Source organism: Leclercia adecarboxylata (assembly GCF_006171285.1).
Classification (GTDB): Bacteria; Pseudomonadota; Gammaproteobacteria; order Enterobacterales; family Enterobacteriaceae; genus Enterobacter; species Enterobacter barmai.
Genome location: NZ_CP040889.1, coordinates 2,536,426 through 2,560,784 on the forward strand (window position 1 = coordinate 2,536,426; position 24,359 = coordinate 2,560,784).

The 24,359-nt window shown below is 58.8% G+C and carries 25 protein-coding genes; 16 read left to right on the forward strand and 9 right to left on the reverse strand.

The window, feature by feature from the left end; genetic code table 11:
* The first annotated feature begins 28 nt into the window (after positions 1-28).
* The gene (locus FHN83_RS13930; RefSeq protein WP_139564063.1) at positions 29-1,597 is read left to right on the forward strand and encodes a methyl-accepting chemotaxis protein; all 1,569 of its coding nucleotides are present in this window, start codon (positions 29-31) and stop codon (positions 1,595-1,597) included.
* On the opposite strand, the gene FHN83_RS13935 is transcribed toward FHN83_RS13930, so the two are convergent.
* Positions 1,572-1,925, reverse strand: coding sequence for a LysR family transcriptional regulator (locus FHN83_RS13935; RefSeq protein WP_039030618.1), 354 nt, complete (start codon positions 1,923-1,925; stop codon positions 1,572-1,574). The two genes, FHN83_RS13930 and FHN83_RS13935, sit on opposite strands and share 26 nt — an antisense overlap.
* Before the next feature lie 150 nt (positions 1,926-2,075).
* Positions 2,076-3,074: a class 1 fructose-bisphosphatase gene (gene fbp, locus FHN83_RS13940; protein ID WP_039030617.1), complete on the reverse strand. Its 999-nt coding sequence runs from the start codon at positions 3,072-3,074 to the stop codon at positions 2,076-2,078.
* A 179-nt stretch (positions 3,075-3,253) separates the two neighbouring features.
* Between fbp and mpl the strand changes: the two genes are divergently transcribed.
* Complete coding sequence (gene mpl / locus FHN83_RS13945) at positions 3,254-4,627, forward strand: UDP-N-acetylmuramate:L-alanyl-gamma-D-glutamyl-meso-diaminopimelate ligase (RefSeq protein ID WP_139564064.1); 1,374 nt, start codon at positions 3,254-3,256, stop codon at positions 4,625-4,627.
* Positions 4,628-4,726: 99 nt separating this feature from the next.
* Here mpl and yjgA read toward each other — a convergent pair whose 3' ends face one another.
* The gene (yjgA, locus tag FHN83_RS13950) at positions 4,727-5,278 is read right to left on the reverse strand and encodes a ribosome biogenesis factor YjgA (protein ID WP_138370108.1); all 552 of its coding nucleotides are present in this window, start codon (positions 5,276-5,278) and stop codon (positions 4,727-4,729) included.
* Between the two features lie 95 nt (positions 5,279-5,373).
* On the opposite strand from yjgA, the gene pmbA reads away from it, so the two are divergent.
* On the forward strand, positions 5,374-6,726 hold the full coding sequence (gene pmbA / locus FHN83_RS13955; RefSeq protein WP_139564065.1) for a metalloprotease PmbA: 1,353 nt from the start codon (positions 5,374-5,376) through the stop codon (positions 6,724-6,726).
* A gap of 54 nt (positions 6,727-6,780) precedes the next feature.
* On the forward strand, positions 6,781-7,164 hold the full coding sequence (cybC, locus tag FHN83_RS13960; protein WP_039030613.1) for a cytochrome b562: 384 nt from the start codon (positions 6,781-6,783) through the stop codon (positions 7,162-7,164).
* 68 nt (positions 7,165-7,232) lie between these two features.
* Here cybC and FHN83_RS13965 read toward each other — a convergent pair whose 3' ends face one another.
* Complete coding sequence (locus FHN83_RS13965; RefSeq protein ID WP_039030612.1) at positions 7,233-7,388, reverse strand: Hok/Gef family protein; 156 nt, start codon at positions 7,386-7,388, stop codon at positions 7,233-7,235.
* Between the two features lie 419 nt (positions 7,389-7,807).
* Here FHN83_RS13965 and FHN83_RS13970 point away from each other — a divergent pair, with 419 nt between their 5' ends.
* The 12 genes from FHN83_RS13970 to FHN83_RS14025 all read left to right on the forward strand — a co-directional run bounded on the left by FHN83_RS13970 (position 7,808) and on the right by FHN83_RS14025 (position 17,003).
* A complete protein-coding gene (locus FHN83_RS13970) occupies positions 7,808-8,146 on the forward strand; it encodes a glycine dehydrogenase (RefSeq protein WP_039030611.1) in 339 nt (112 codons plus the stop codon).
* Between the two features lie 10 nt (positions 8,147-8,156).
* Positions 8,157-8,519, forward strand: a complete 363-nt coding sequence (locus FHN83_RS13975; protein WP_032616243.1) for an SFCGS family glycine-rich protein — start codon at positions 8,157-8,159, stop codon at positions 8,517-8,519.
* 2 nt (positions 8,520-8,521) lie between these two features.
* Positions 8,522-8,821, forward strand: coding sequence for a DUF4312 family protein (locus FHN83_RS13980; protein WP_006810338.1), 300 nt, complete (start codon positions 8,522-8,524; stop codon positions 8,819-8,821).
* A 22-nt stretch (positions 8,822-8,843) separates the two neighbouring features.
* Complete coding sequence (locus tag FHN83_RS13985; protein WP_039030609.1) at positions 8,844-9,620, forward strand: DUF4311 domain-containing protein; 777 nt, start codon at positions 8,844-8,846, stop codon at positions 9,618-9,620.
* 13 nt (positions 9,621-9,633) lie between these two features.
* Positions 9,634-10,275 (forward strand): DUF4310 family protein, encoded by a 642-nt coding sequence (locus tag FHN83_RS13990; RefSeq protein ID WP_039030608.1) that lies wholly within the window; start codon positions 9,634-9,636, stop codon positions 10,273-10,275.
* 42 nt (positions 10,276-10,317) lie between these two features.
* The gene (locus tag FHN83_RS13995; protein WP_139564066.1) at positions 10,318-11,451 is read left to right on the forward strand and encodes an amidohydrolase/deacetylase family metallohydrolase; all 1,134 of its coding nucleotides are present in this window, start codon (positions 10,318-10,320) and stop codon (positions 11,449-11,451) included.
* Positions 11,435-12,553: a DgaE family pyridoxal phosphate-dependent ammonia lyase gene (locus tag FHN83_RS14000; protein ID WP_039030606.1), complete on the forward strand. Its 1,119-nt coding sequence runs from the start codon at positions 11,435-11,437 to the stop codon at positions 12,551-12,553. Before FHN83_RS13995 ends, FHN83_RS14000 begins: the two co-directional genes overlap by 17 nt.
* Positions 12,550-13,290: a 2-dehydro-3-deoxy-phosphogluconate aldolase gene (gene dagF / locus FHN83_RS14005; RefSeq protein WP_138370111.1), complete on the forward strand. Its 741-nt coding sequence runs from the start codon at positions 12,550-12,552 to the stop codon at positions 13,288-13,290. Before FHN83_RS14000 ends, dagF begins: the two co-directional genes overlap by 4 nt.
* A gap of 100 nt (positions 13,291-13,390) precedes the next feature.
* A complete protein-coding gene (locus FHN83_RS14010; protein WP_139564067.1) occupies positions 13,391-14,479 on the forward strand; it encodes a lactonase family protein in 1,089 nt (362 codons plus the stop codon).
* Between the two features lie 19 nt (positions 14,480-14,498).
* Positions 14,499-16,409: a BglG family transcription antiterminator gene (locus FHN83_RS14015; RefSeq protein ID WP_139564068.1), complete on the forward strand. Its 1,911-nt coding sequence runs from the start codon at positions 14,499-14,501 to the stop codon at positions 16,407-16,409.
* A gap of 77 nt (positions 16,410-16,486) precedes the next feature.
* Positions 16,487-16,729, forward strand: coding sequence for a type II toxin-antitoxin system RelB/DinJ family antitoxin (locus tag FHN83_RS14020; RefSeq protein WP_039030603.1), 243 nt, complete (start codon positions 16,487-16,489; stop codon positions 16,727-16,729).
* The gene (locus FHN83_RS14025) at positions 16,719-17,003 is read left to right on the forward strand and encodes a type II toxin-antitoxin system RelE family toxin (RefSeq protein WP_139564069.1); all 285 of its coding nucleotides are present in this window, start codon (positions 16,719-16,721) and stop codon (positions 17,001-17,003) included. The genes FHN83_RS14020 and FHN83_RS14025 overlap by 11 nt, the downstream gene beginning before the upstream one ends.
* Before the next feature lie 3 nt (positions 17,004-17,006).
* Here the strand turns inward: FHN83_RS14025 and nrdG are convergent, their stop codons facing one another.
* The 5 genes from nrdG to treR all read right to left on the reverse strand — a co-directional run bounded on the left by nrdG (position 17,007) and on the right by treR (position 24,358).
* A complete protein-coding gene (nrdG, locus tag FHN83_RS14030) occupies positions 17,007-17,471 on the reverse strand; it encodes an anaerobic ribonucleoside-triphosphate reductase-activating protein (protein WP_139564070.1) in 465 nt (154 codons plus the stop codon).
* A gap of 174 nt (positions 17,472-17,645) precedes the next feature.
* Entirely contained in the window at positions 17,646-19,784 is a 2,139-nt protein-coding gene (nrdD, locus tag FHN83_RS14035; protein ID WP_139564071.1) for an anaerobic ribonucleoside-triphosphate reductase, read from the reverse strand.
* A gap of 372 nt (positions 19,785-20,156) precedes the next feature.
* Positions 20,157-21,812, reverse strand: coding sequence for an alpha,alpha-phosphotrehalase (treC, locus tag FHN83_RS14040; RefSeq protein ID WP_139564072.1), 1,656 nt, complete (start codon positions 21,810-21,812; stop codon positions 20,157-20,159).
* 49 nt (positions 21,813-21,861) lie between these two features.
* Complete coding sequence (gene treB / locus FHN83_RS14045; protein ID WP_176556540.1) at positions 21,862-23,280, reverse strand: PTS trehalose transporter subunit IIBC; 1,419 nt, start codon at positions 23,278-23,280, stop codon at positions 21,862-21,864.
* A gap of 130 nt (positions 23,281-23,410) precedes the next feature.
* Positions 23,411-24,358: a trehalose operon repressor TreR gene (gene treR, locus FHN83_RS14050; protein WP_139564074.1), complete on the reverse strand. Its 948-nt coding sequence runs from the start codon at positions 24,356-24,358 to the stop codon at positions 23,411-23,413.
* Position 24,359: the final 1 nt, after the last annotated feature.

Genomic DNA, 24,359 nt, shown 5'->3' on the forward strand with positions numbered 1-24,359 from the left:
GATTTATCTCGCTACCGGAAATTACATCATGCTTAAAACGCTATCGATTCGTACCGGCTTGCTTTCATTACTGGCCGTCATGACCCTCCTGCTGCTGCTCGTCAGCGGTATTGGCATTTATGCCCTCACGCAGAGTTCCTCCTCCCTGCAGCGCATTAATCACCTTCAGGGTGAACAGCTGGTGCAGCTCAATTCGGGCTACACCCTGATTTTGCGCGCGCGCAACGAGGCGGGGCAGGCCGTCCGCATGATGGAGGTGGGCCTGCTGGATGACGCCGCCAAATCGGTGAAGAACATCAATGACGAAATCAAACAGGCGCAAGCCACGCTGAAAAGCGTGATCGATGGCGGCGTGAACGATCCCGAAGGGGAGCAGCTGCTGAAGAAGGTGGCGGAGAGCCTGGCGGCATACAACGCCCAGGGGATTGTGCCGATGCAGAACGCCCTGAATGCGCAGAATGCGGATGACTATTACGATCTGCTGGAGAACCGTCTGGTGCCGGTAGCGCGTCAGTTTGACAACGACATGCAGGCCTTCCAGATCTGGAGCGACGCCCGGGGCAAAGCCGAAGTCGCCGCGGTGCAGGCGAGTAAAGACCGGGTGATGATGCTGATTATCGTCGCCGCGCTGCTGACCGCCGGCATTATCGTGCTGGCCTGGCTGGCGCTGCGCCATATGTTGCTCAAGCCACTCTCCACCTCTATCGCCCAGCTTGAACACGTGGCCGCCGGGGATCTGACCCACGCCCTGACCCGCCCCGCCAGCCAGGAGTTTAATCGTCTGAATGCCGCCATCGAGGAGATGCGCCAGTCGCTGATGGGCTCGGTGCTGCGGGTGCGCGACGCCAGCTCGCAAATCGACACCGGCAGCCGGGAGCTGACCGCAGGCAACATGCACCTTGCCCAGCGGACCGAATCCACCGCCACTTCCCTTGAGCAGACTGCCGCCAGCATGGAAGAGCTCACCGCCACGGTGAAACAGAACGCCCACAACGCCGAGCAGGCGCATCAGGTGGCGAAGACGATGTCCGATACTGCCGACCGCGGCAGCGAAATGGTGTGCTACGTGATTGAGAAGATGCGCGACATCTCCGGCAGCGCCGACCGCATCGCCGACATTCTCAGCGTCATTGACGGCATTGCCTTCCAGACCAATATTCTGGCGCTGAACGCCTCGGTCGAGGCCGCCCGCGCGGGTGAGCAGGGGCGCGGTTTTGCGGTCGTCGCCGGGGAAGTACGTATCCTCGCCAGCCGCAGCGCCGATGCGGCAAAAGAGATCCGCACCCTGATTAGCGATTCACAGGCACACGTCAGCGAAGGCAGCGAGCTGGCCCAGCAGGCGGGTGAAACGATGGACGAGATCGCGACCGAGGTGATGCGCATGACCCGCCTGATGCGTGAGATCGCCAACGCGTCGCACGAGCAGAGTCGCGGTATTGAGCAGGTGAATATCGCGGTCAATCAGATGGATGAAACCGCGCAGCAAAACGCGGCGCTGGTCCAGCAATCCTCCGCCGCGACGCGCTCGCTGGAAGAACAATCCCGCGAGCTCATCGAGGCGATGTCATCGTTTAAGCTGTCGTTACAGCAGGCGTAGCCTTATCACGTTCCGGCGCCGCTGGCGTCGGGACGCTCTCCGCGTTCTCCGGGGTGCTGGCGATATGATCGTGAATTGAAGCCAGCAGCTTTTCCATCTCGGCGGTCAGCTTCAGCGCGTGTGGCGTTGGCTCCAGGAACAGCCCCTTGCGGGTAAACAGCGGCTCATTAAACAGCATACCAAAGCGTTTCAGCGCCAGGCTCACGGCGGGCCTGGACATATCTAGACGTAAAGAGGCTTTGGCCATGCTCCCGCATCTGACGACTTCAATAAATACCGGAATAAGATTGAGATCGATTCCAGTGGATGAGCGAGAGTAGTTTTTCATTTCTGCTGATTCCCGTTGAACACTATTTGAACGCCGTAATGATGACGGATAGCGCCGGAGGGTTACAGCAGCATTTTTATATAGTGTTATACCGACACAGGTATAAATCTTTGGAAAAACAAAAGGGCCTGGCGGCCCTTTTGGTCAAACTCAGGCGTCCGGGTATTCGCGGATCAAACGTTCGACGTCTTCAACCATATGATCGTTGCCGACGAAGAACGAGCGGCGCTGGTGCAGGCTTTCAGGAATGATATCCATAATCCGCTCTTTGCCGTCGCTGGCTTTACCACCCGCCTGCTCGGCGAGGAAGGCCATCGGGTTGCACTCGTACAGCAGGCGCAGCTTGCCTTCCGGGTGGCTGGCGGTGCTTGGGTAGAGGTAGATACCGCCCTTCAGCAGGTTGCGGTGGAAATCCGCCACCAGGGAGCCGATATAGCGCGAGGTATAAGGGCGCTGGGTGGCTTTATCCTCTTCCTGGCAGAATTTAATGTACTTCTTCACGCCCGACGGGAATTTAATGTAGTTCCCTTCGTTGATGGAGTAAGTGCTGCCTTTCTGCGGATAGCGCATGCGCTCCTGACACAGGCAGAACACGCCCAGCGACGGATCGTAGGTGAAGGCATGTACGCCGCAGCCGGTGGTGTAGACCAGCATGGTGGAGGAGCCGTAAACCACATAGCCCGCAGCAACCTGCTTGTTGCCCGGCTGCAGGAAATCTTCTTCGGTTACCGGCGTGCCGACAGGGGTAACGCGACGGTAAATGGAGAAGATCGTGCCGACAGAGACGTTAACGTCGATGTTGGAGGAGCCATCCAGCGGATCCATCAGTACGACATACTTCGCGTGTTCACACCCTTCAAAGACGACGATTTCATCTTCTTCTTCCGAGGCGATCCCCGCAACGATGTCGCGTGCGCGCAGTGCAGCTTTCAGTTTTTCGTTCGCGAACAGATCGAGTTTCTGTTGAACTTCGCCCTGCACGTTCTCAGCACCGCTGGCACCCAGGATATCGACCAGACCGGCCTTGTTGATATCGCGATGGATGATCTTGGCGCCCAGCTTTATTGCCGACAACAAAGCAGTGAGCTCACCGGTAGCATGCGAGAACTCGTGCTGCTTTTCGACAATAAATTCACCTAACGTTTTCATAACACTTTCCCTGCATTGGATGTTGAGTAAAGTTGTTGATGCCCAACAATCTTAACAAACTTTCAAATAGTGTCGCAGAGGTGAATCGCGCCAGCTTGCTACAGATTTTCCTGAAATGCGTTTCTCTGCTGCTGACATATGCGTAAAATGTGCGCCACATTGAAGAAGGATAGTGACGTATGCGCATTCATATATTGGGGATTTGTGGCACTTTCATGGGCGGCCTGGCTATGCTGGCGCGCGCTCTTGGCCATGAGGTGACAGGTTCGGACGCCAATGTGTATCCGCCGATGAGCACGCTGCTGGAAAACCAGGGCATCGATTTGATTCAGGGTTACGACGCCAGCCAGCTGGAGCCGCAGCCGGATCTGGTGATCATCGGTAACGCCATGACCCGTGGTAATCCCTGCGTAGAAGCCGTGCTGGAAAGGAATATTCCCTACATGTCAGGCCCGCAGTGGCTGCATGATTTTGTCCTGCGCGATCGCTGGGTTGTTGCTGTTGCGGGGACGCACGGTAAAACCACCACCGCCGGAATGGCGACCTGGATCCTCGAAGCCTGTGGCTACAAGCCGGGCTTTGTGATCGGCGGCGTACCGGGTAATTTCGACGTCTCTGCCCGCCTGGGCGAGAGCCCGTTCTTTGTCATTGAAGCAGACGAATACGACTGCGCGTTCTTTGATAAACGCTCCAAATTTGTCCACTACTGCCCGCGCACGCTGATCCTCAACAACCTTGAGTTCGATCACGCGGACATTTTCGACGACCTGAAAGCGATCCAGAAACAGTTCCACCACCTGGTGCGCATCGTGCCGGGACAGGGGCGGATCATCCTGCCGGAAAACGACATCAACCTGAAGCAGACCATGGCGATGGGTTGCTGGAGCGAGCAGGAACTGGTGGGCGAGCAGGGCCACTGGCAGGCGAAAAAGATGACCAACGATGCCTCTCAGTGGGAAGTGCTGCTGGAAGGCGAAAAGGTCGGGGAAGTGAACTGGGCGCTGGTGGGCGAACACAACATGCATAACGGCCTGATGGCGATTGCCGCTGCCCGTCATGTGGGCGTGCTGCCTGCCGATGCGGCCAATGCGCTGGGCTCCTTTATCAACGCCCGTCGCCGTCTTGAGCTGCGCGGCGAAGCTCATGGCGTCACGGTGTATGACGATTTTGCCCATCACCCGACCGCGATCCTGGCGACCCTGGCTGCCCTGCGCGGCAAAGTGGGCGGCACGGCACGCATCCTGGCCGTACTGGAACCGCGCTCAAACACCATGAAAATGGGCGTCTGCAAAGACGATCTGGCGCCTTCTCTGGGCCGTGCGGATGAGGTCTTCCTCCTGCAGCCGCAGCACATTCCGTGGCAGGTGGCGGAAGTGGCGGAAGCCTGCGTCCAGCCAGCGCACTGGAGCGCCGATGTGGATACCTTAGCGGAGATGGTGGTGAAGACCGCGCAGCCGGGCGATCACATTCTGGTGATGAGCAACGGCGGGTTTGGTGGGATCCATCAGAAGCTGCTGGACGGTCTGGCGAAGAAAGCACAGGCCGCAGAATAACCCTCACCCTAACCCTCTCCCTAAAAGGGAGAGGGAACAATTCCTCCCTCGCCCCTTTGGGGAGAGGGCCGGGGTGAGGGGAAACAAACGGCTCGGTTCTTAACCTTCCGCTTCCGCCAGTTCGCGCAGATACTGGAAAATCAGACGCGCAGATTTCGGCGGCTTGTTTCCCTCTTTCTCTTTCTTCGCGTTGCGGATAAGCGTTCGCAGCTGCTGGCGGTCGGCGTCCGGCCACAGGTTCAGCACTTCTGCCAGGGCATCATCACCATTATCAATAAGGCGATCGCGGATCTGCTCCAGCTTATGGAACAGCGCAACCTGCTGGTTGTGGCGGTTTTTCAGCTTATCCAGCGCCTGGCGGATCGGATCCACATCGCGCTGACGCAGCAATTTACCAATCAACTGAAGCTGGCGACGGCGGCCCTCTTTCTTGATGCGTTGTGCCAGTTCGATGGCGGCACGCAGATCGGGATCGAGCGGGATTTTGTCCAGCGCGTTTTTACCCAGCTCTACCATTTCCGCACCAAGCTGTTTTAACTCTTCGGCGTCGCGTTTAATTTCACTTTTACTGACCCAGATGATCTCATCATCTTCGTCTTCGATGTCATCACCGGGAACGTCGTCGAGCCAGTCTTCGGGCTGCTTAGTCATGTCAGGCTCCTTAAAAAAAGAGGCTAATGTTACCAGTTTAGACGCGTACTGAGAAACGGTTCTCTGTTAGACTTCAGCTAACTACACCTTACATTATGGCATTTACGATGAAAGTGATCTCACAAGTTGCAGCGCAGCGTAAAGCACTGGAAGAGGCCGTCTCCATGGCCCTGGAGCTGGCGTCAGCGAAATCCGACGGGGCAGAAGTCGCCGTCAGCAAGACCACCGGCCTGAGCGTCAGCACCCGCTATGGTGAAGTGGAAACCGTTGAATTTAATAGCGATGGCGCGTTAGGGATTACTGTTTATCACCAGAACCGTAAAGGCAGCGCCTCCTCGACCGACTTAAGCCCGGACGCTATTGCCCGCACCGTGCAGGCGGCGCTGGATATCGCCAGCTATACCTCCCCGGACCCTTACGCTGGCGTCGCAGATCGGGAATTGTTGGCTTTCGAGGCCCCGGATCTGGATCTGTTCCACCCGGCGGAAGTGACCCCGGACGAAGCCATTGAGTTTGCGGCCCGCGCGGAACAGGCCTCCCTTAACGCCGATAAGCGCATCACCAACACCGAAGGCGGCAGCTTTAACAGCCACTACGGCATCAAAGTCTTCGGCAACAGCCACGGCATGCTGCAGGGCTACAGCTCAACCCGTCACTCGCTCTCCAGCTGCGTGATTGCCGAAGAGAACGGCGACATGGAGCGCGACTACGCCTACACCATTGGCCGCGCGATGGGCGATTTGCAGTCGCCTGAGTGGGTTGGGATGGAGTGCGCAAAACGCACATTATCCCGCCTCGCTCCGCGAAAACTGTCTACCATGAAAGCACCGGTGATCTTCGCCAATGAAGTGGCGACCGGGCTGTTCGGACATCTGGTGGGCGCCATTGCGGGTGGAGCGGTGTACCGTAAATCTACCTTCCTCCTCGATGCGCTGGGCACGCAGATCCTGCCGGAGTGGCTGACCATTGAAGAGCACCCGCACCTGCTGAAAGGGCTGGCCTCCACGCCGTTCGACAGCGAAGGCGTGCGCACGGAGCGTCGCGATATCATCAAAGACGGCATCCTGACCCAGTGGCTGCTGACCAGCTATTCCGCGCGCAAACTGGGTCTTAAGAGCACCGGCCATGCGGGCGGGATCCACAACTGGCGCATTCCGGGCCGTGGCCTGAGCTTTGAGCAGATGCTCAAAGAGATGGGCACCGGGCTGGTGGTGACCGAGTTGATGGGCCAGGGCGTCAGCGGCGTGACCGGCGACTACTCGCGCGGGGCGTCTGGCTTCTGGGTGGAAAACGGTGAGATTCAGTATCCGGTGAGCGAAATTACCATCGCCGGTAACTTAAAGGATATGTGGCGCAATATCGTGACCGTGGGCAACGATATCGAGACGCGCAGTAATATTCAGTGCGGATCCGTACTGTTACCGGAGATGAAGATCGCCGGTCAGTAACATTCAAGCGCACTCCGGTGCGCTTTTTTTTGATAATAAAAAAGGAAGTGAGCAATGCGTAAAACCCTGTTAGCTATCCTCGCAGCGTCATCGCTGGTAATGAGTACGTCGGTCTTTGCCGACCTGGAAGACAATATGGACACCCTCAGCGAAAACCTGAAGGTGGTGCAAAAAACCGATAATGCCGGAGAGATGAAAGAGGCGTTAACCAAAATGCGTACCGCGGCGGTGGATGCGCAGAAAGAGACCCCGCCGAAGCTGGAAGGCAAAGCGGAAGACAGCCCGGAGATGAAAGATTTCCGCCACGGTCTTGAGACGCTGGTGGGCCAGATCGACGGCGCGCTGAAGCTGGCGAACGAAGGCAAAGTGAAAGAGGCCCAGGCGGCAGCCGACGGGTTTGTCACCACGCGCAATACCTATCACAAAAAATACCGTTAATGGGTGCCTGAGCCTTACGCCCTGTCCCCGTGTGCGGAGGCGCACTAAACGCCTCCGCCTGTTTGCTCCTACGATCCGGAGCGACACTCCATTTGCGCAATCACTTCAAGCGAACCGTTTCGAAAACGGATCTCGCACAGCGTTTTCCGCGTCACCAGAGTTAAGATGATTATCGTCAAAGAAATAATCATCAAAACCCCGATACTGGGATCTCTGCGTTTCATGGATGCCTCCTTGCTTTAAAAGCGGGCGAGGTAGCGAACTCCACGTGGTTGGACGTGTCGTTTCGAGCCCCCGCCCTGATTTTTAGTCAGGCGGGGCTTTCCACTTTCCGTCCCATGCAAGAGACGGTCAGTCTCAAGCACCCAGGGCCACTCTACCCAATCCGCATAAGAAAACCTTATCCAGCTCACATTTCTACGAGTCTGCTCGTAAACTTTTCCACTTCCAGACCGCCGTATTCGCCGTTCAGATGCGTGATATTCGTCACGTAAATCCAGTTCAAAATCATTATTCAGAGCAATTATGTGGCACAGATCACTGGTGCCGCTCTCCTTTCCACTTCGAAGTGGAAAATAACTCGCTACAAACCCATAACAGCTGGCGTTAGTTTTATCCCAGAGCCAATAACGGGGTAAGACGAGTGATTAACGGAACGGTAATAAACGACACTGGAGACCAGGCGGCACAAACTGAACAGCTCGCCGACAGCATGCTCAGGCAGACTTTCGCGCTGCTTAGTCATCACAACATTATCCCCAATGCCGTTCAGGAGCAGATGCTGACCTCCCACGTTCGCGCCATGGCGCACCGGTCAGTTACCGGCGAACCCTTGCCGGAGGTCGAAGCTGACCTGTTTGACGAAATCTCACCAGAATCCATGCGGCTTGCCCGTGAAGTGGTCGCGCAGTTTGGCAATCTTCCTGATGAAGAGGCCTGGCTGCTCTCCGTTCACTTCGAAGTCGCAAAAGACAACCTTTAAGGAGCACATCATGGAACAAATTACAGTTGTCATCGGCGATCGCCTGGGCAAAGGCCAGAAGGTTGCAGCAGGGGTTGAAAAAGCAGGTGGCCGCGCGGTCGTGGTCCCTGGCATGGCGGCGGATATGAAGCTCGGCGACGTGATGAAAGCGGAAAACGCCACCTTCGGTATCTCTTTCTGCGGCAGCGGCGGCGCGGGTGCTATCACCGCCCAGACCAAATATGGCTACAAAGCGAAGTACGGCATGCGTTCGGTGGAAGAGGGCGTGACCGCCATCAACGAAGGCTGCAACGTGCTGGGCTTTGGCTTTATGGATAAAGAAGAGCTTGGCGAGCGTCTGGTTCAGGCGTGGCAGAAGAAGCACGGCGCATAAGCATGAAAGAACAGTTCACCACCACGGTGAGAGTGAAAGGCAAAGGTGACGCCAAAGCGCGCGCCTTTGCCGACGCGCTGAACCACGTTCAGGCCGCGGTGATGAAAGCATCGCCGCATATCTTACTGCGTATTGAGCCACAGGATGTGCAGGTTGTTCAGGCGCAAGAAGCGGTGCGTAAAGAGGCGTTTCTGTTCTTCTTTTTGCGCCGGGAAAGACGCACCTACAGCGTGGAGCTGGACGTGACCGTCAACGTGACTGCCATCAATCTCGACCAGGTGGACTTTGTCACGCAACGCTGATTCTTACTAATAGGGCAGACTAATGTTCCTGATAATTTTAATAAAATCGCTCATCATCGGCGGCCTGGTTGGCGTCGGCGTTGGTGCCGGGGCTGCACGCATGTTTCATGCGCCTACCACACAAGGTATGGGCGCGTTTCGTACGTTGGGGGAGCTGAACTCCTGTGAAGGGGATCCGGCGTCCCACTTCTCCTTTGGGTTAGGCTTCTTCTTTAACGCCTGGGCGTCGTCAGTGGCGGCCGGTTCCTTCACCCAGGACGTAGACCACCGCATCATCCCTAACTGGGGTGCCGCGGCATTGATGATCAAAAACCGCAACGTCGGCGAGACCCTGCACGATCCCCGCAAAATGGCGATTGCCTGCGGGGTGATCGGCATGATTGTCGTCACCTTCCTGAACCTCACCGCCTCGTCCGTTCCGGCCGCGCTGCAGGTAACCGCCGTTAAGGTGCTGGTGCCGGCGGCTAACCTGCTGGTCAACACCGTGATGCCGGTGATCTTCTGGCTGGCGGCCATCGACGCGGGCAAAAAATCGGGCTTCTGGGCCACCGTCTTTGGCGGCGCGGCGCAGCTGATTATGGGTAACGCCGTACCGGGTCTGGTGCTGGGCATCCTGATCGGCAAGGGCGTGGAAGAGAGCGGCTGGAACCACGTCACCAAAGTGATGATGGCGGCCATCGTTCTGCTGTTCGTGCTGAGCGGTTTCTTCCGCGGCTTCGACATGAAGATGATTGAATCCTTCCATCTGACCGTGCCGAACTGGCTCGACATGATCCACAACTCGCTCAGCGGCAAGTAACAGGAGCCTCTAAATGGAACAGAATAAAGGTTTTTGGTATGCCGACTGGTCGTTCCCGATCTTCGTTGGCCTGCTCTCCTCCGGCGTGTTCGCCGGGACGCACATGTACTACCTCTACGGCATCGGTGCCTTTAACGAAGTGGCCTTCGTGGCGATGCTGAAAGCGGGGATCGATACCGGGGCTTACGGCGCGGTGGCGGCGTTTGGCGCCAGTTTCCTGTTCGCCCGTATTATCGAAGGTTCGCTGGTGGGGATCCTCGATATCGGCGGCGCGATCCAGACCGGCGTGGGCTTAGGCGTTCCGGCGCTGCTGCTGGGCGCGGGCATCATGTTCCCGGTGACCAACTTTGCCGCCTCGCTGGCAACCGGCCTGGTGATTGGCCTGGCGATTGGTTACGTCATCATCCTGGCGCGTAAGTTCACCATCAACCAGAGCAACTCCACCTACGGGGCAGACGTGATGATGGGGGCCGGTAACGCCTCCGGCCGCTTCCTCGGGCCGTTGATTATCCTCAGCGCGATGACCGCGTCGATTCCTATCGGCATTGGTTCGCTGGCGGGCGCACTGCTGTTCTATATCTGGCAGAAGCCGATCACCGGCGGCGCCATCCTCGGTGCAATGCTGTTGGGCTGGCTGTTCCCGGTCGCCCTTTAATACCCGCGGGCGCTCAGGCGCCCGACTTATCAGGAGAACCCCATGTTTGATTTACTCCTGCGCCGTGCGCGCCTCACCGACGATACCCTGACCGATATCGCCATTCAGGACGGGAAGATCGCGGCGACGGGCGACATCACCGAGCCCGCCCACCGCACCGTTGAGCTTAACGGCGACACTTACGTCAGCGCAGGCTGGATCGACTCCCACGTCCACTGCTACCCGAACTCGCCGATTTACCACGACGAGCCTGACAGCGTCGGCATCGCCACCGGCGTCACCTCCGTGGTCGACGCGGGCAGCACCGGGGCGGACGACGTGGACGATTTCTACGCCATCACCCGCAAAGCCTCCACCGAGGTCTTTGCCCTGCTGAACATCTCCCGCGTGGGGCTGATTGCCCAGAACGAGCTGGCGAACATGGCCAACATCGACGCCGACGCGGTGAAGCAGGCGGTACAACGCCACCCGAATTTTATCGTCGGCCTGAAAGCGCGCATGAGCAGCAGCGTGGTGGGCGAGAACGGCATTACGCCGCTGGAGCGCGCCAAAACCATCCAGAAAGAGAACGGCGACCTGCCGCTGATGGTCCACATCGGCAACAACCCGCCGAACCTCGATGAGATTGCCGACCTGCTGAGTTCCGGGGACATCATTACCCACTGCTACAACGGCAAACCGAACCGCATTCTGACGCCATCCGGCGAACTGCGCGCCTCCATCACCTCCGCCCTGAAGCGCGGCGTGCGTCTGGACGTGGGCCACGGCACGGCGAGCTTCAGCTTTGAAGTGGCGAAACGCGCCATCGCGATGGGCATTCTGCCGCACACCATCAGCTCGGATATCTACTGCCGCAACCGCATCAACGGTCCGGTGGGCTCGCTGGCAAGCGTGATGTCGAAATTCCTCGCCATCGGCATGTCGCTGCCGCAGGTGATTGAGTGCGTGACCGCCAACGCCGCCGACGGCCTGCGTCTGACGCAGAAAGGGCGCATTCAGCCGGGTCTCGATGCTGACCTGACGCTGTTCACCCTTAAGCGCCAGCCGACGGTGCTGGTGGATGCCGAAAACGACAGCCTGCAGGCTGAACACATTCTGGTGCCGCTTGCCGCGATCCGCGCGGGCAAGGGCTACATGACCGAACAAGGGAGCACGGAACATGCCTTCAATTTTTGAGAAATACAATTTAAAACAGGTGATTAACACCTCCGGACGCATGACCGCGCTCGGCGTCTCCACCCCGCGCCCGGAAGTGGTGCAGGCGGCAATGGACGGCATGAACCAGTACTTCGAGATGAAGGATCTGGTGAACAAAACCGGCGAATACATCGCGAAACTGCTGGATGTGGAAGGGGCGACCGTCGTCTCCTGCGCCTCGGCGGGCATCGCCCAGTCGGTGGCGGCCGTGCTGGTAAAAGACAGCGACTGGCTGCTGGAAAACCTGCACGTCACCCCGATTGAGAACAACGAGATCGTCCTGCCGAAGGGCCATAACGTCAACTTTGGTGCCCCGGTCGGCACCATGGTGGCGCTGGGCGGCGGCAAACTGGTGGAAGCGGGCTATGCCAACGAATGCTCCGCCGATCAGCTGGCGGCGGCGATCACTCCGCGCACCGCGGCGATCCTCTACATCAAATCTCACCACTGCGTGCAGAAGAGCATGCTCAGCGTGGAGCAGGCGGCCGTGGTGGCGCGTAAGCACGACCTGCCGCTGATCGTCGATGCGGCGGCGGAAGAGGATCTGCATACCTACTACCGCTCCGGCGCGGACCTGGTGATTTACAGCGGCGCAAAGGCCATTGAAGGCCCAACCAGCGGCCTGGTGATCGGCAGGACCCAGTACGTGGAGTGGGTGAAGCGCCAGACGGCGGGCATTGGCCGCGCCATGAAGGTGGGCAAAGAGGGGATTCTCGGCCTGACCTGCGCCATCGAACACTACCTGACGGCCACCAAAGAGAGCGGTGCTGAGATGGTGGCGAAGATGACCCCGTTTATTGACGCGCTCAACACCCTGAACGGCGTCACCGCCCGCGTGGTCTGGGACAGCGCCGGTCGCGATATCGCCCGTACCGAAATCAAGTTCGACGAAGCCGCCACCGGCGTCGGCACCGGCGACCTGGTGCACGCCCTGAAGCAGGGCGAATACGCCATCTATTTCCGTGGCTACAAGGCCAACGAAGGGATCATCGAAGCGGACGTGCGCAGCGTCAGCGCCGACCAACTGAATATTGTCTATCGCCGCATCAGCGAAGTATTAGGCCAGGAGAAAAAGGCATGAAACTGACCCCCAATTTTTACCGTGACCGCGTCTGCCTGAACGTGCTGGCCGGATCGAAAGCCAACGCCAGCGCCATCTATGAAGCGGCAGAAGGCCATGTGCTGGTGGGCGTGCTCTCCAAAAACTACCCGGACGTCGACAGCGCCGTGGCCGATATGCGCGAGTATGCCGCGCTAATCGATAACGCGCTCTCCGTGGGCCTGGGCGCGGGCGATCCGAACCAGTCGGCGATGGTGAGCGAAATCTCCCGCCAGGTACAGCCGCAGCACGTCAACCAGGTCTTTACCGGCGTGGCGACCAGCCGCGCGCTGCTGGGGCAGAGCGAGTCCGTGGTCAACGGTCTGGTCTCGCCGACCGGCACCGTCGGCATGGTGAAAATCTCCACCGGCCCGCTGAGCAGCGCGTCGCCGGACGGCATTGTCCCTGTAGAGACGGCGATTGCCCTGCTGAAGGATTTCGGCGGCAGCTCGATCAAATACTTCCCGATGGGCGGCCTGAAGTGCCGTGACGAATACAAAGCGGTGGCGGAAGCCTGCGCCCGTCACGATTTCTGGCTGGAGCCGACCGGCGGCATCGATCTGGAAAACTACGAAGAGATTCTGCAGATCGCCCTGGATGCGGGCGTGAGCAAGATCATCCCGCATATCTACAGTTCGATCATCGACAAAGCCAGCGGCGACACGCGTCCGGAAGACGTGCGCACGCTGCTGGAAATGACGAAGAAACTGGTTAAATAGAGCGAAACTTACCCCTCACCCCAGCGGTGTAATCGTCCCCTCTCCCCTGTGGGGAGAGGGTTAGGGTGAGGGGAACAAACCGCACAATCTCAGGATCCCCATGCATACCCAACATCAGCAATACGCCTGGGTCGGCACTTACCATACCCACGGCGAAGGCTTATACCGCTTTACCCTCGACCCCATCACCGGCGCGCTCAGCAACAAAACCCTGGCGCATACCCTGACAAACGCCGCGCAGCTGGCTATTGCGCCGGATGGCAATACGCTCTATCTGGCAAGCGAAGTAGAGCAGGGCGTTGTTCAGGCGCTGCGTATTGATGACGCCGGAGAATTGCATCTGCTGAACGAGGTGGCGTCCGGCGGCGCAGGCCCGGTATCCCTGTCGTTGACCCCTACCGGACGTTACCTGCTGGTGGCCAACTACGGGAGCGGGTCGGTGGCCGTTCTGCCGGTGAAGGCAGATGGCAGCCTGAGTGAGGCCAGCGACGTTCATCTGCATCGGGGCGAACCGGGTGTGGCAAAACCGGAAGCCGCCGTGGAGGGCAGTTTTGCCATCTGCGGGCATAGCGGCCCGCATGCCCACATGATCGCCGCCGATCCGCGCGGGAAGTTCGTTTTTTCAACCGATCTGGGGCTGGATCGCATCCATCAGTACCGTTTTGACGATCAAAGCGGCAAGCTCACCCCGAACGATCCGCCGTTTATCAGCGCCTCCTCGAAAGGGGCTGGGCCGCGCCATTTCGTCTTTACGCCAAAAGGTGATGCCCTGTGGCTGATTAACGAAGAGGCGTCTACGCTGACCCATTATGCCGTGGATGCCAGGGGCACGCTGAAAGAGGGCAAAACGGTCTCCGCGCTGCCGGAAGGTTACAAAGGCACCAGTTTTGCCGCCGGGCTGGCATTAAGCACCGATGGAAAACAGCTGTATGTTGCTAACCGTTTGCATAACAGCATCGGGCACTTTACCGTAACGGCGGACGGCATCCTGACCCATCAGGACGATGTCTGGACGCGGGGCGATTACCCGCGCACCCTGACGCTGGATAAAGAGGGACGCTGGCTGTACGTCATGAACCAGCGCAGCGACAACATCACCCGTTTTCGCGTGGCGCAGGACGGCAGGCTGAGCTTTGAGCCAGACTACACCCCGGTAGGCAGTCCATCCCAGATGGTCATTTCACCCTGAGCAGTAAGAGGACAACCCCGTGCGATTTCCCAACCAACGTTTAGCGCAACTGTTCGAGATGTTGCAAAACGAAACGCTGCCGCAGGATGAACTGGCGCAGCGGTTGTCGGTATCCACGCGTACCGTCCGGGCGGACATTTCCGCGCTCAACGCGCTGCTGGCGGGGAACGGGGCGCAGTTTATCCTCAGCCGCGGGAACGGCTACCAGCTGAAGATCGACGATCCGGCGCGCTATCAGCTGCTGCAGGATTCCCACCCACGGATGCTGCGTATTCCGCGCACCGGCCCGGAGCGGGTGCACTACCTGGTGGTGCGTTTTCTCACCTCGGCGTTCTCCCTCAAGCTGGAAGATCTGGCCGACGAGTGGTTCGTCAGCCGCGCTACGCTGCAGAGCGATATGGCGGAGGTGCGGGAGTGGTTTCACCGCTACCGCCTGACCCTGGAGACCCGTCCGCGTCACGGCATGAAGCTGTTTGGCAGCGAGATGGCGATCCGCGCCTGCCTGACCGATCTGCTGTGGCAGCTGGCGCAGCAGGACAATCTCAACCCGCTGGTGACGGAGGTGGCGCTGAATGCGGGCGTGCCGGAGCAGCTTGCCGCCGTCCTGCATGAGACCTTTACCCGGCACCATATTCGCCTCACCGATGAGGGCGAGCTGTTTTTACGCCTCTACGGCGCGGTGACGGTGCGGCGCATCAGCGAAGGCTATCCGCTGCCGGAATTTAACGCCGAAGAGGTGGCCGAGAACGTGCGCGACGCCGCGCGGGATATCGCCAGCGCCATCGCCCGGCTGGCAGATAAAACGCTGGCACCGTCGGAAGTGACCTGGCTGGGGGTGCATATCGCCGCGCGCCAGGTGCAGGAGATCTCCCCCAGCGCCATCAACGCCGATGATGAAGAGGCGCTGGTGAACTACATCCTGCGCTATATCAACACCCACTATAACTACAACCTGCTCGACGACGCCCAGCTGCACGCGGATCTGCTGACCCACATTAAGACCATGATTACCCGGGTGCGCTACCAGATCATGATCCCCAATCCGCTGCTGGATAACATCAAGCAGCACTACCCGATGGCCTGGGACATGACCCTCGCGGCGGTCTCCAGCTGGGGCAAATACACTCCGTATGCGATCAGCGAAAACGAGATTGGCTTCCTGGTGCTGCATATCGGCGTCGGGCTGGAGCGCCACTACAACATCGGCTATCAGCGCCAGCCGCGGGTGATGCTGGTGTGCGACGCGGGCAACGCCATGGTGCGGATGATCGAGGCGGTGTTGCAGCGCAAGTATCCGCAAATCGAGGTCACCCGCGTTCTGACGCTGCGGGAATATGAGCAGTGCGAAAGCATCAGCGAAGATTTTGTCATTTCCACCGCGCGCGTCGGCGAAAAAGCCAAGCCGGTGGTGATGATCGCCCCGTTCCCAACCGACTATCAGTTAGAGCAGATTGGCAAGCTGGTGCTGGTGGACAGAACCCGCCCGTGGATGCTGGAGAAGTATTTCGACGCCAGCCACTTCCGCGTGATTGAAAAACCCATCGACCAGCAGACGCTGTTCCAGGAGCTGTGCGGCCAGCTGCAGGAGGAGGGGTTCGTCGATGCGGAGTTTCTCGACTCGGTGGTCGAGCGTGAGGCCATCGTCAGCACCCTGCTCGGCGACGGCATCGCCCTGCCGCACTCCCTCGGTTTGCTGGCGCAAAAGACCGTGGTTTACACCGTGCTGGCCCCACAGGGCATCCAGTGGGGGGATGAAACCGCGCACGTCATCTTCCTGCTTGCCATCAGCAAAAGCGAGTATGAAGAGGCAATGGCCATCTACGATATCTTCGTCACCTTCCTGCGCGAACGGGCAATGACCCGGCTGTGCGGCTGCCAAGACTTTGCGGAATTTAAATCCGTGGCAATGGAGTGTTTGAGCCGGTTTTGAGAGGCACTATCCAGAATTCGATGTAATGCGAATGTAATGCTAAACTGCATTACAATTTCGCTTTTACCGGAGGCATAATGGCCACACTTAACGTCCGTCTGGATGACACGCTCAAAAACGAGGCTTATGCCGTGCTGGAAAAACTGAATATTACCCCGACGGAAGCCGTCCGGCTTCTGTTCCAGTATGTCGCGGAAAATGGCCGTATGCCGGTTAAAACCGTAACGGTGAGCGACAGCGAAGATCAACTGCTCAGGACGGTCAGGGAGCGGCTGGCGGATCCGCAAAAAGGGATCAAGGTTAGTCTGGATGATCTATGAGCTGGAATTCGATCCGCGTGCGCTAAAGGAGTGGCAGAAGCTGGGCGAAACCGTTAAGAGCCAGTTTAAAAAGAAACTGGCTCTTATACTGTCCAACCCGCGGATAGAATCTTCCAGACTCCATGATTTACCTGACTGCTACAAAATAAAGCTCAAATCGTCCGGCTATCGGCTGGTATATCAGGTCAGAGATAAGATCGTGACCGTTTACGTGGTGGCGATAGGTAAGCGTGAAAGATCCGCCGTCTATCAGGACGCCGACAGACGTCTCTGACACTCAACGCAAATGATGCACCACCTGGTTACTGCTGCCGCGCCAGATAAGCATCGGATCTTTCAGATCCTGCACGAACTTGCCGTCGATCAGCACGTTGATGAGATCCACCACCTGCAGCTGGGCGTCGTTCAGTTCGTCCAGCTTGTAGCCGGTCCACATCCAGATATCTTTTCCCGGGCATTCGGCGCGGATGCGCTGTACCAGTTTTAAGATATCCGGCACGTTTTGCGGATGCAGCGGATCGCCGCCGGATAACGAAATGCCCTGACGTTTAATGCGCGTGTCGTTGAGATCGTCGATGATCCGCTGCTCCATCTCTGCGGTAAACGGCATCCCGGAGTTCAGCCGCCAGGTGCTTTTGTTGTAGCAGCCGGGGCATTCGTGGATGCAGCCCGAAACAAACAGAGTGCAGCGGGTGCCGGGGCCGTTGACGATGTCGACGGGGTAGTATTGGTGGAAGTTCATTTTCGCTTCTCAATTAACGCCATTACTGCGTTGGCTGCACTCGCTTGCCGCCTTGTCCTGGCGCGAGCTGCTTTGCGAAAACGCCGGGTGGCGCTACGCTTACCCGGCCTACAAAAGAGCGCGGTCCGTAGGCCCGGTAAGCGCAGCGCCACCGGGCATGAAGGCGGCAGCGAATTACCCGATCTGCCCATTCCCTAAATGCTTAACCCGGCGCTTCACCTCTTCCTGCTTACCGGCGTTGAACGGACGGGCGTCCGGGCTACCCAGATAACCGCACACGCGGCGGGTCACGGAGACGCGGGCGGCGTCGTGGTTACCGCATTTCGGGCAGGTGAAGCCTTTGCTGGTGCATTCGAACTCACCGGTAAAGCCGCACTCGTAGCACTCGTCGATTGGCGTGTTGGTGCCGTAATAAGGCACGTGCTGATAGCTGTAATCCCACACGTCTTCCAGCGCCTTCAGGTTGTGCTGGATGTTCGGGTATTCGCCGTAACAGATAAATCCGCCGCTCGCCACCGGTGGGTAGGCCGCTTCGAAATCGATCTTGTCGTACGGGTTCACCTTCTTCTCCACGTCGAGGTGGAAGCTGTTGGTGTAGTAGCCTTTATCGGTCACACCCTCCACCACGCCAAACTCGGCGGTATCCAGACGGCAGAAGCGGTCGCACAGGTTTTCGCTCGGGGTGCTGTAGAGGCTGAAGCCGTAGCCGGTTTCGTCTTTCCACCGATCCACCGCGTCGCGAAGGCGCTGCACGATAGCGATGCCTTTCTCACGCAGGGCTTCGCTGTCATAGATGTGCTTGTCACCACAGAGCGCATTAATGGTTTCATGAATGCCGATATAGCCCAGCGAAATGGACGCCCGGCCATTCTTGAAGATCTCAGACACATCGTCGTCGGCCTTCAGACGCACGCCACAGGCCCCTTCCATATACAGAATTGGCGCGACGCGGGCCTTGACCCCTTCCAGACGGGCGATACGGGTCATCAGCGCTTTACGCGCCAGCACCAGACGCTCGTCCAGCAGTTTCCAGAAGGCCGCTTCGTCGCCTTTGGCTTCCAGCGCGATGCGCGGCAGGTTGAGGCTGATGACGCCCAGGTTGTTACGCCCGTCGTGGATCTGCTCGCCGTTTTCATCTTCGTAGACGCCGAGGAAGCTGCGGCAGCCCATCGGGGTTTTGAACGAGCCGGTGACTTTCACCACCTGGTCATGGTTCAGAATGTCCGGGTACATGCGCTTGCTCGCGCACTCCAGCGCCAGCTGCTTGATGTCGTAGTTGGCATCGCCGAACTTGTGGTTCAGGCCGTCGCGGATGGCGAACACCAGCTTCGGGAACACCGCGGTTTTGCGGTTTTTGCCGAGGCCGGAGATACGGTTGCGCAGAATAGACTGCTGGATCAGGCGCGACTCCCAGCTGGTGCCCAGGCCAAAGCCAAAGGTGACAAACGGCGTCTGGCCGTTGGCGGTGTGCAGGGTGTTCACTTCGTATTCCAGCGACTGGAAGGCGTCGTAGCACTCTTTCTCGGTGCGGGAGCGGGCATAGCCGTCCGCATCCGGGATCTGCCACTCTTCTGCCACCTGACGGTGCTTGTTAAAGCTGGCGGTCACAAACGGGGCCAGCACTTCGTCGATACGGTTGATGGTGGTCCCGCCATAAATATGGCTGGCAACCTGGGCGATGATCTGCGCGGTTACCGCAGTGGCGGTGGAGATCGACTTTGGCGGCTCAATCTCTGCGTTGCCCATCTTAAAGCCGTGGGTCAGCATGCCTTTCAGGTCGATCAGCATGCAGTTGAACATCGGGAAGAACGGGGAGTAGTCGAGATCGTGATAGTGAATATCCCCGCGCTCGTGGGCCTGCACCACGTCGCGCGGCAGCAGGTGCTGACGGGCATAGTGTTTGGCGACGATACCCGCCAGCAGGTCGCGCTGGGTCGGGATCACCTTGCTGTCTTTGTTGGCGTTTTCGTTGAGCAGCGCGGAGTTGGTCTGTTCGACCAGGCCACGGATCTCCTGGTTCAGACGACCGCGTTTTTCACGTTCGATATCCCGGTCGTGACGGTATTCAATGTAGGCGCGCGCCAGCTGCTTGTACGGGCCAGACATCAGCTGGTTTTCCACCGCGGTCTGGATCTCGTTGATGTCGACCTTGCTGCGGTCATGCATCTGATTGCTGACGACTTCTGCGACGGTGGCGCAATAGTCTGCGTCATCGACTCCCGCTGCTTTAGCTGCACGCAGAATCGCTTCCTTGATGCGCTCTGATTTGAAAGGCACGTTACAGCCATCTCGTTTCATCACATGCGGTGTCATGATCACTCCATTTTAAGAACAGGTTATCCACAGAAGCAGGGAAAAGGGTCGGGGCCGTAACTGCCGACGCGCGCGCGATTTCTCCTGATATCGACCCTTTTTATCCACAAACGGGTGCAGTCTGGGTTGCAAAGTCTTGTGGCAATAATAGACGATGAATACAACATCTTGGGTCGGCGAGCATTCTAAGTTCTATATGTAGTGATTTGCATCAAACTTGTTTGCGATTTATTTGATTCAGGACAAGGTAAAAAACGAAGTGTACAGATGACGGGCGATCCGGGATTTGTAAATTCTTCAAGCGCTAATCTGGTTGATTTTCCACCAAAAAAAGCGTGCGCCGGGCAAGGGTGCGCTGCCCGGCGGATAACATCAGTTTTGCAGCCACCACACCGCTTCAAAGGGACGCAGGGTCATGGCGCCAGGCTGCCGGGACACCTCGGCATAGTTGCTCATCGCCACCTGCCATTTGCCGTCCACCGAATGCGGCTGCCACGGCTGGCACTCGCGGCTCAGGTTCGCGACCACCATTAGCGTCTGGCCCTGCCACTGGCGGCGATAGCACCACAGCGACGGGTGATCCGGGAGCAGATCCTGATAATCCCCCCAGGTCAGCACCGGCAGGGTTTTACGCAGCTGGATAAGCGCCTGGTAGGTGTAAAACACCGAGTCGGGATCGGCCAGCGCCGCGTCAACGTTGATCGCCTCTGCGTTATCGCCCAGCCCAATCCACGGCTCGCCGGTGGTGAATCCGGCGTTGGGGGAGGCATCCCACTGCATCGGCGTGCGGCTGTTATCCCGGGACTTACTTGCGAGGATCGCCAGCAGGTCGTCGGCATCCCGTCCCTGGTTGCGCAGTTCGGCGAACATGTTGTGGCTCTCCACGTCGCGATAATCGGTGATGCGGCTGAAGTGCGGGTTGGTCATGCCAATCTCTTCACCCTGGTAGATGTAGGGCGTGCCCTGCATCCCGTGCAGCACCATCGCCAGCATCTTCGCCGCCGGGACGCGGTACTCTCCCTCATCGCCAAAGCGCGAGACGATGCGCGGCTGATCGTGGTTACACCAGAACAGCGCGTTCCACGCCCGGTTGTGCATCCCCTGCTGCCAGTGGCTGAACAGGCTTTTCAGCGCCACATAGTCCGGCTTTGCCAGGGTCCACTTCTCGCCGTTGGGATAATCTACCTTCAGATGATGGAAGTTAAAGGTCATCGACAGCTCGCGCCCGTCCAGCGCCGCGTACTGCTGGCAGTGTTCCAGGCTGGTAGAGGACATCTCGCCCACCGTCATCAGGTTGCGCGGGATGAAGACGTCCCGGCTCATCTCCTGCAGGTAGTTGTGAATGCGCGGCCCGTCGGTATAGAAGCGGCGACCGTCGCCGATGTTGTCTTCCGGGAAATCCTGATCTTTTGAAATCAGGTTGATCACGTCGAGGCGCAGGCCGTCCACGCCGCGATCGGCCCAGAACTCGCACACCTTTTTCAGCTCGGCGCGCACCTCGGGGTTCTCCCAGTTCAGGTCCGCCTGTTCCGGGGCAAAAAGGTGCAGATAGTACTGCTCGCTCTCGGCATGCCAGCGCCAGGCGTTGCCGCCAAACTTGGAGCGCCAGTTATTAGGCGCCTGCTCCGGGGTGCCGTCGCGCCAGATATAGAACTCGCGGTACGGGCTTTGCGGGTTCAGCGACTCGCGGAACCACGCGTGCTGGGTGGAGGTGTGGTTAAACACCATATCCAGCACGATGCGCATTCCGCGGCGATGGGCTTCGGCCACCAGCTCGTCGAAGTCGTCCAGCGTGCCGTAGGCCGGATCGATGCTGATGTAGTTCGCCACGTCGTAGCCGTTATCCACCTGCGGAGAGATATAGAACGGCGTCAGCCAGAGGGCATCAATGCCGAGGGTTTTGAGGTAGTCGAGACGCGACGTCACGCCGCGCAGATCCCCGGTGCCGCGCCCGGTGGTGTCCTGGAAGCTCTTCGGGTAGATCTGATAGATGACGCCGTTTTGCCACCAGTGAGGAAGGGTATTCATTATGCGTTCCTGCAAATGCGAAGGGGGCGCAACTGCGCCCCGAAGAAGATTAAACCGCCTGTAACGCGCCCTGACGGTACTTGCGCTGATAGACAACGGTGGTCAGCGCCATCGGAACGATGATCGCTACGGCCATTGCCAGGGAGAACACCTGCCAGTAGGTCGGCTGGATGGAGAGGATGCCCGGCAGGCCGCCGACGCCAATGCCGTTGGCCATCACGCCGTTCAGTCCGCACAGCAGGCCCGCCAGCCCGGAGCCGATCATCGCGCACAGCATCGGGAAGCGGTACTTCAGGTTGATACCGTACATCGCCGGTTCGGTGACCCCGAGGTAGGCGGAGATGGCCGCCGGAACCGAGATTTCACGCTCGTTATGCTTGCGGCTGACGATGATGATGCCGGTGACCGCCGAGGCCTGGGCAATGTTCGACAGGGCAATCAGCGGCCACACCGGGGTACCGCCGAGGCTCTGGATCATCTGCATATCAATGGCCAGGGTGGTCTGATGCACGCCGGTGATCACCAGCGGGGCATACAGGAAGCCAAACAGCGCGGCGCCAATCGGGGCGAAGCTGCCGGTCATCAGGTGACGCACCGCGTAAGCAACGCCGTCGCCAATCATGCGGCCAAACGGACCTATAAAGGCGTGGGCGAGGAACACCGCGAGGATCAGGGAGCAGACCGGCACCACCACCAGATAGAGATAGTCCGGCACCATGCGCTTGAGGCGGGTTTCAATCATCCCCAGCGCCAGGCCAGCCAGCAGGGCCGGGATCACCTGCGCCTGATAGCCCACTTTGGCGATGGTAAACAGGCCGAAGTTCCACACCTCAGGCACCTGCTGTCCAAGTAAGTAAGCGTTCATTAACTGCGGAGAGACCAGCGTCACGCCCAGCACGATACCCAGGATCGGCGTACCGCCCATTTTGCGCACCGCCGACCAGCAGATGCCCACCGGCAGATAGAAGAAGATGGCCTCGCCAATCAGCCACAGGAAGTCATAGATGCTCTGTAGAGCCGGATACATCTGGGCCAGGGTTTTGCCGTCGCTCATCGGCACATCGCCAATCACGTTACGGAAGCCGAGGATCAGGCCTCCGCTGATCAGCGCCGGCAGCAGCGGGAAGAAAATCTCTGCGAAATGTGAAATGAGCTGTTCATGCCACTTCATGTTCTGGCGCGCCGCTTTCTTGGCCTGCTCTTTATCAGCCGAGGAGTGGCCGGTGGTCGCCAGCAGCGCCTTGTAGTAGTCGCCCACTTCGGTGCCGATCACGACCTGGAACTGTCCGGCATTGGTGAAGCAGCCTTTTACCATCGACAGATCTTCGATGGCTTTGGGGTCGGCTTTGGCCGGGTCGTTTAACACAAAACGCAGGCGGGTAATGCAATGGCTGACCGTGGCGATATTGTCACGTCCGCCAACCAGCACGATCAGCTGGTCGATATCCGTTTGTTTTACTTTGCTCATCATGAAACCTCATGACACTCGTTCAGGGGGAGGAAGATAACTGGTGGCAAGCCTACTCTTAACCTCAATTAACGAAAATGGGAACGTTCCCGAAATCGGGCGAGGATCACAATAAAGCGTCTTTTGACGCTCAGGAAAGGGTGGCGGGAATGACGATCTGGCGTGGTTTGCTGCGGCCGTTGATCTGCTCGATCAGTTGCAGAGCGGCCTGACGGCCGGAGTCGGCGTAGCCGGGATCGACGGTGATGATCTCCGGGTGCAGGAACTTCATCAGCGGCGTGTTGCCCACGCTTGCCAGTTGCAGGCTGTCGATGCGCTGTTCTTGTAAGTACTTACTTGCGCCCAGAGCCAGTGTATCCGTGGCACAGACCAGCGCGGTGGTCTGCGGGGTCAGCACGTCGGCTACCTTCTCATAGCCCTGTTTCATCCCCAGACCGGGTAAGGCGGCGACCGCAGGCAGCGCGTGCTGTTTGCAGAATTCCAGATACGCAGCATGGCGGCGCTGGCCGGTGGTGACGTCGCTGTGGGGCACGCCAAGATAGCTGATATGGCGATGGCCGCTCTCATACAGGCGCTGCATCAGGATGTGGATCGCCCCTTCATCGTCATAGCATACCGAGGCAAACCCGCGGGCATCGCGCGCCAGCAGTACCAGCGAGGACTGCCACGGGGTGAGCATCTCTTCACTGATGCCGGTAAAGCCAAACAGCACCACGCCGTCGATATTGCGGCGCTTGAGCATCCCGAGATGCTCTTCCACCATCTGCGGCGAGAACTTACTCTCCATCATGATCGGATCGTAGCCCTGTTCGTAGAAGGCGGGCAGCATGGTCTGGACGGCCAGGTTTTCCGACAGCGAATCCAGACGGGTGACGATGATTGCCACCACCTTGTCGCTCTGGCCACGCATGGCGCGCGCCGAGCGGGAAGGGGAAAAGCCGTGCTGATCCATTACCGCCTCGACGCGCTCGCGCGTGCGCTGGCTGACACCACTTTCGTTATTCAGCACCCGCGAGACGGTGGATTTACCCACGCCGCTCAGACGGGCAATGTCTTTAATGGTGAGGCGGTTCTGCATG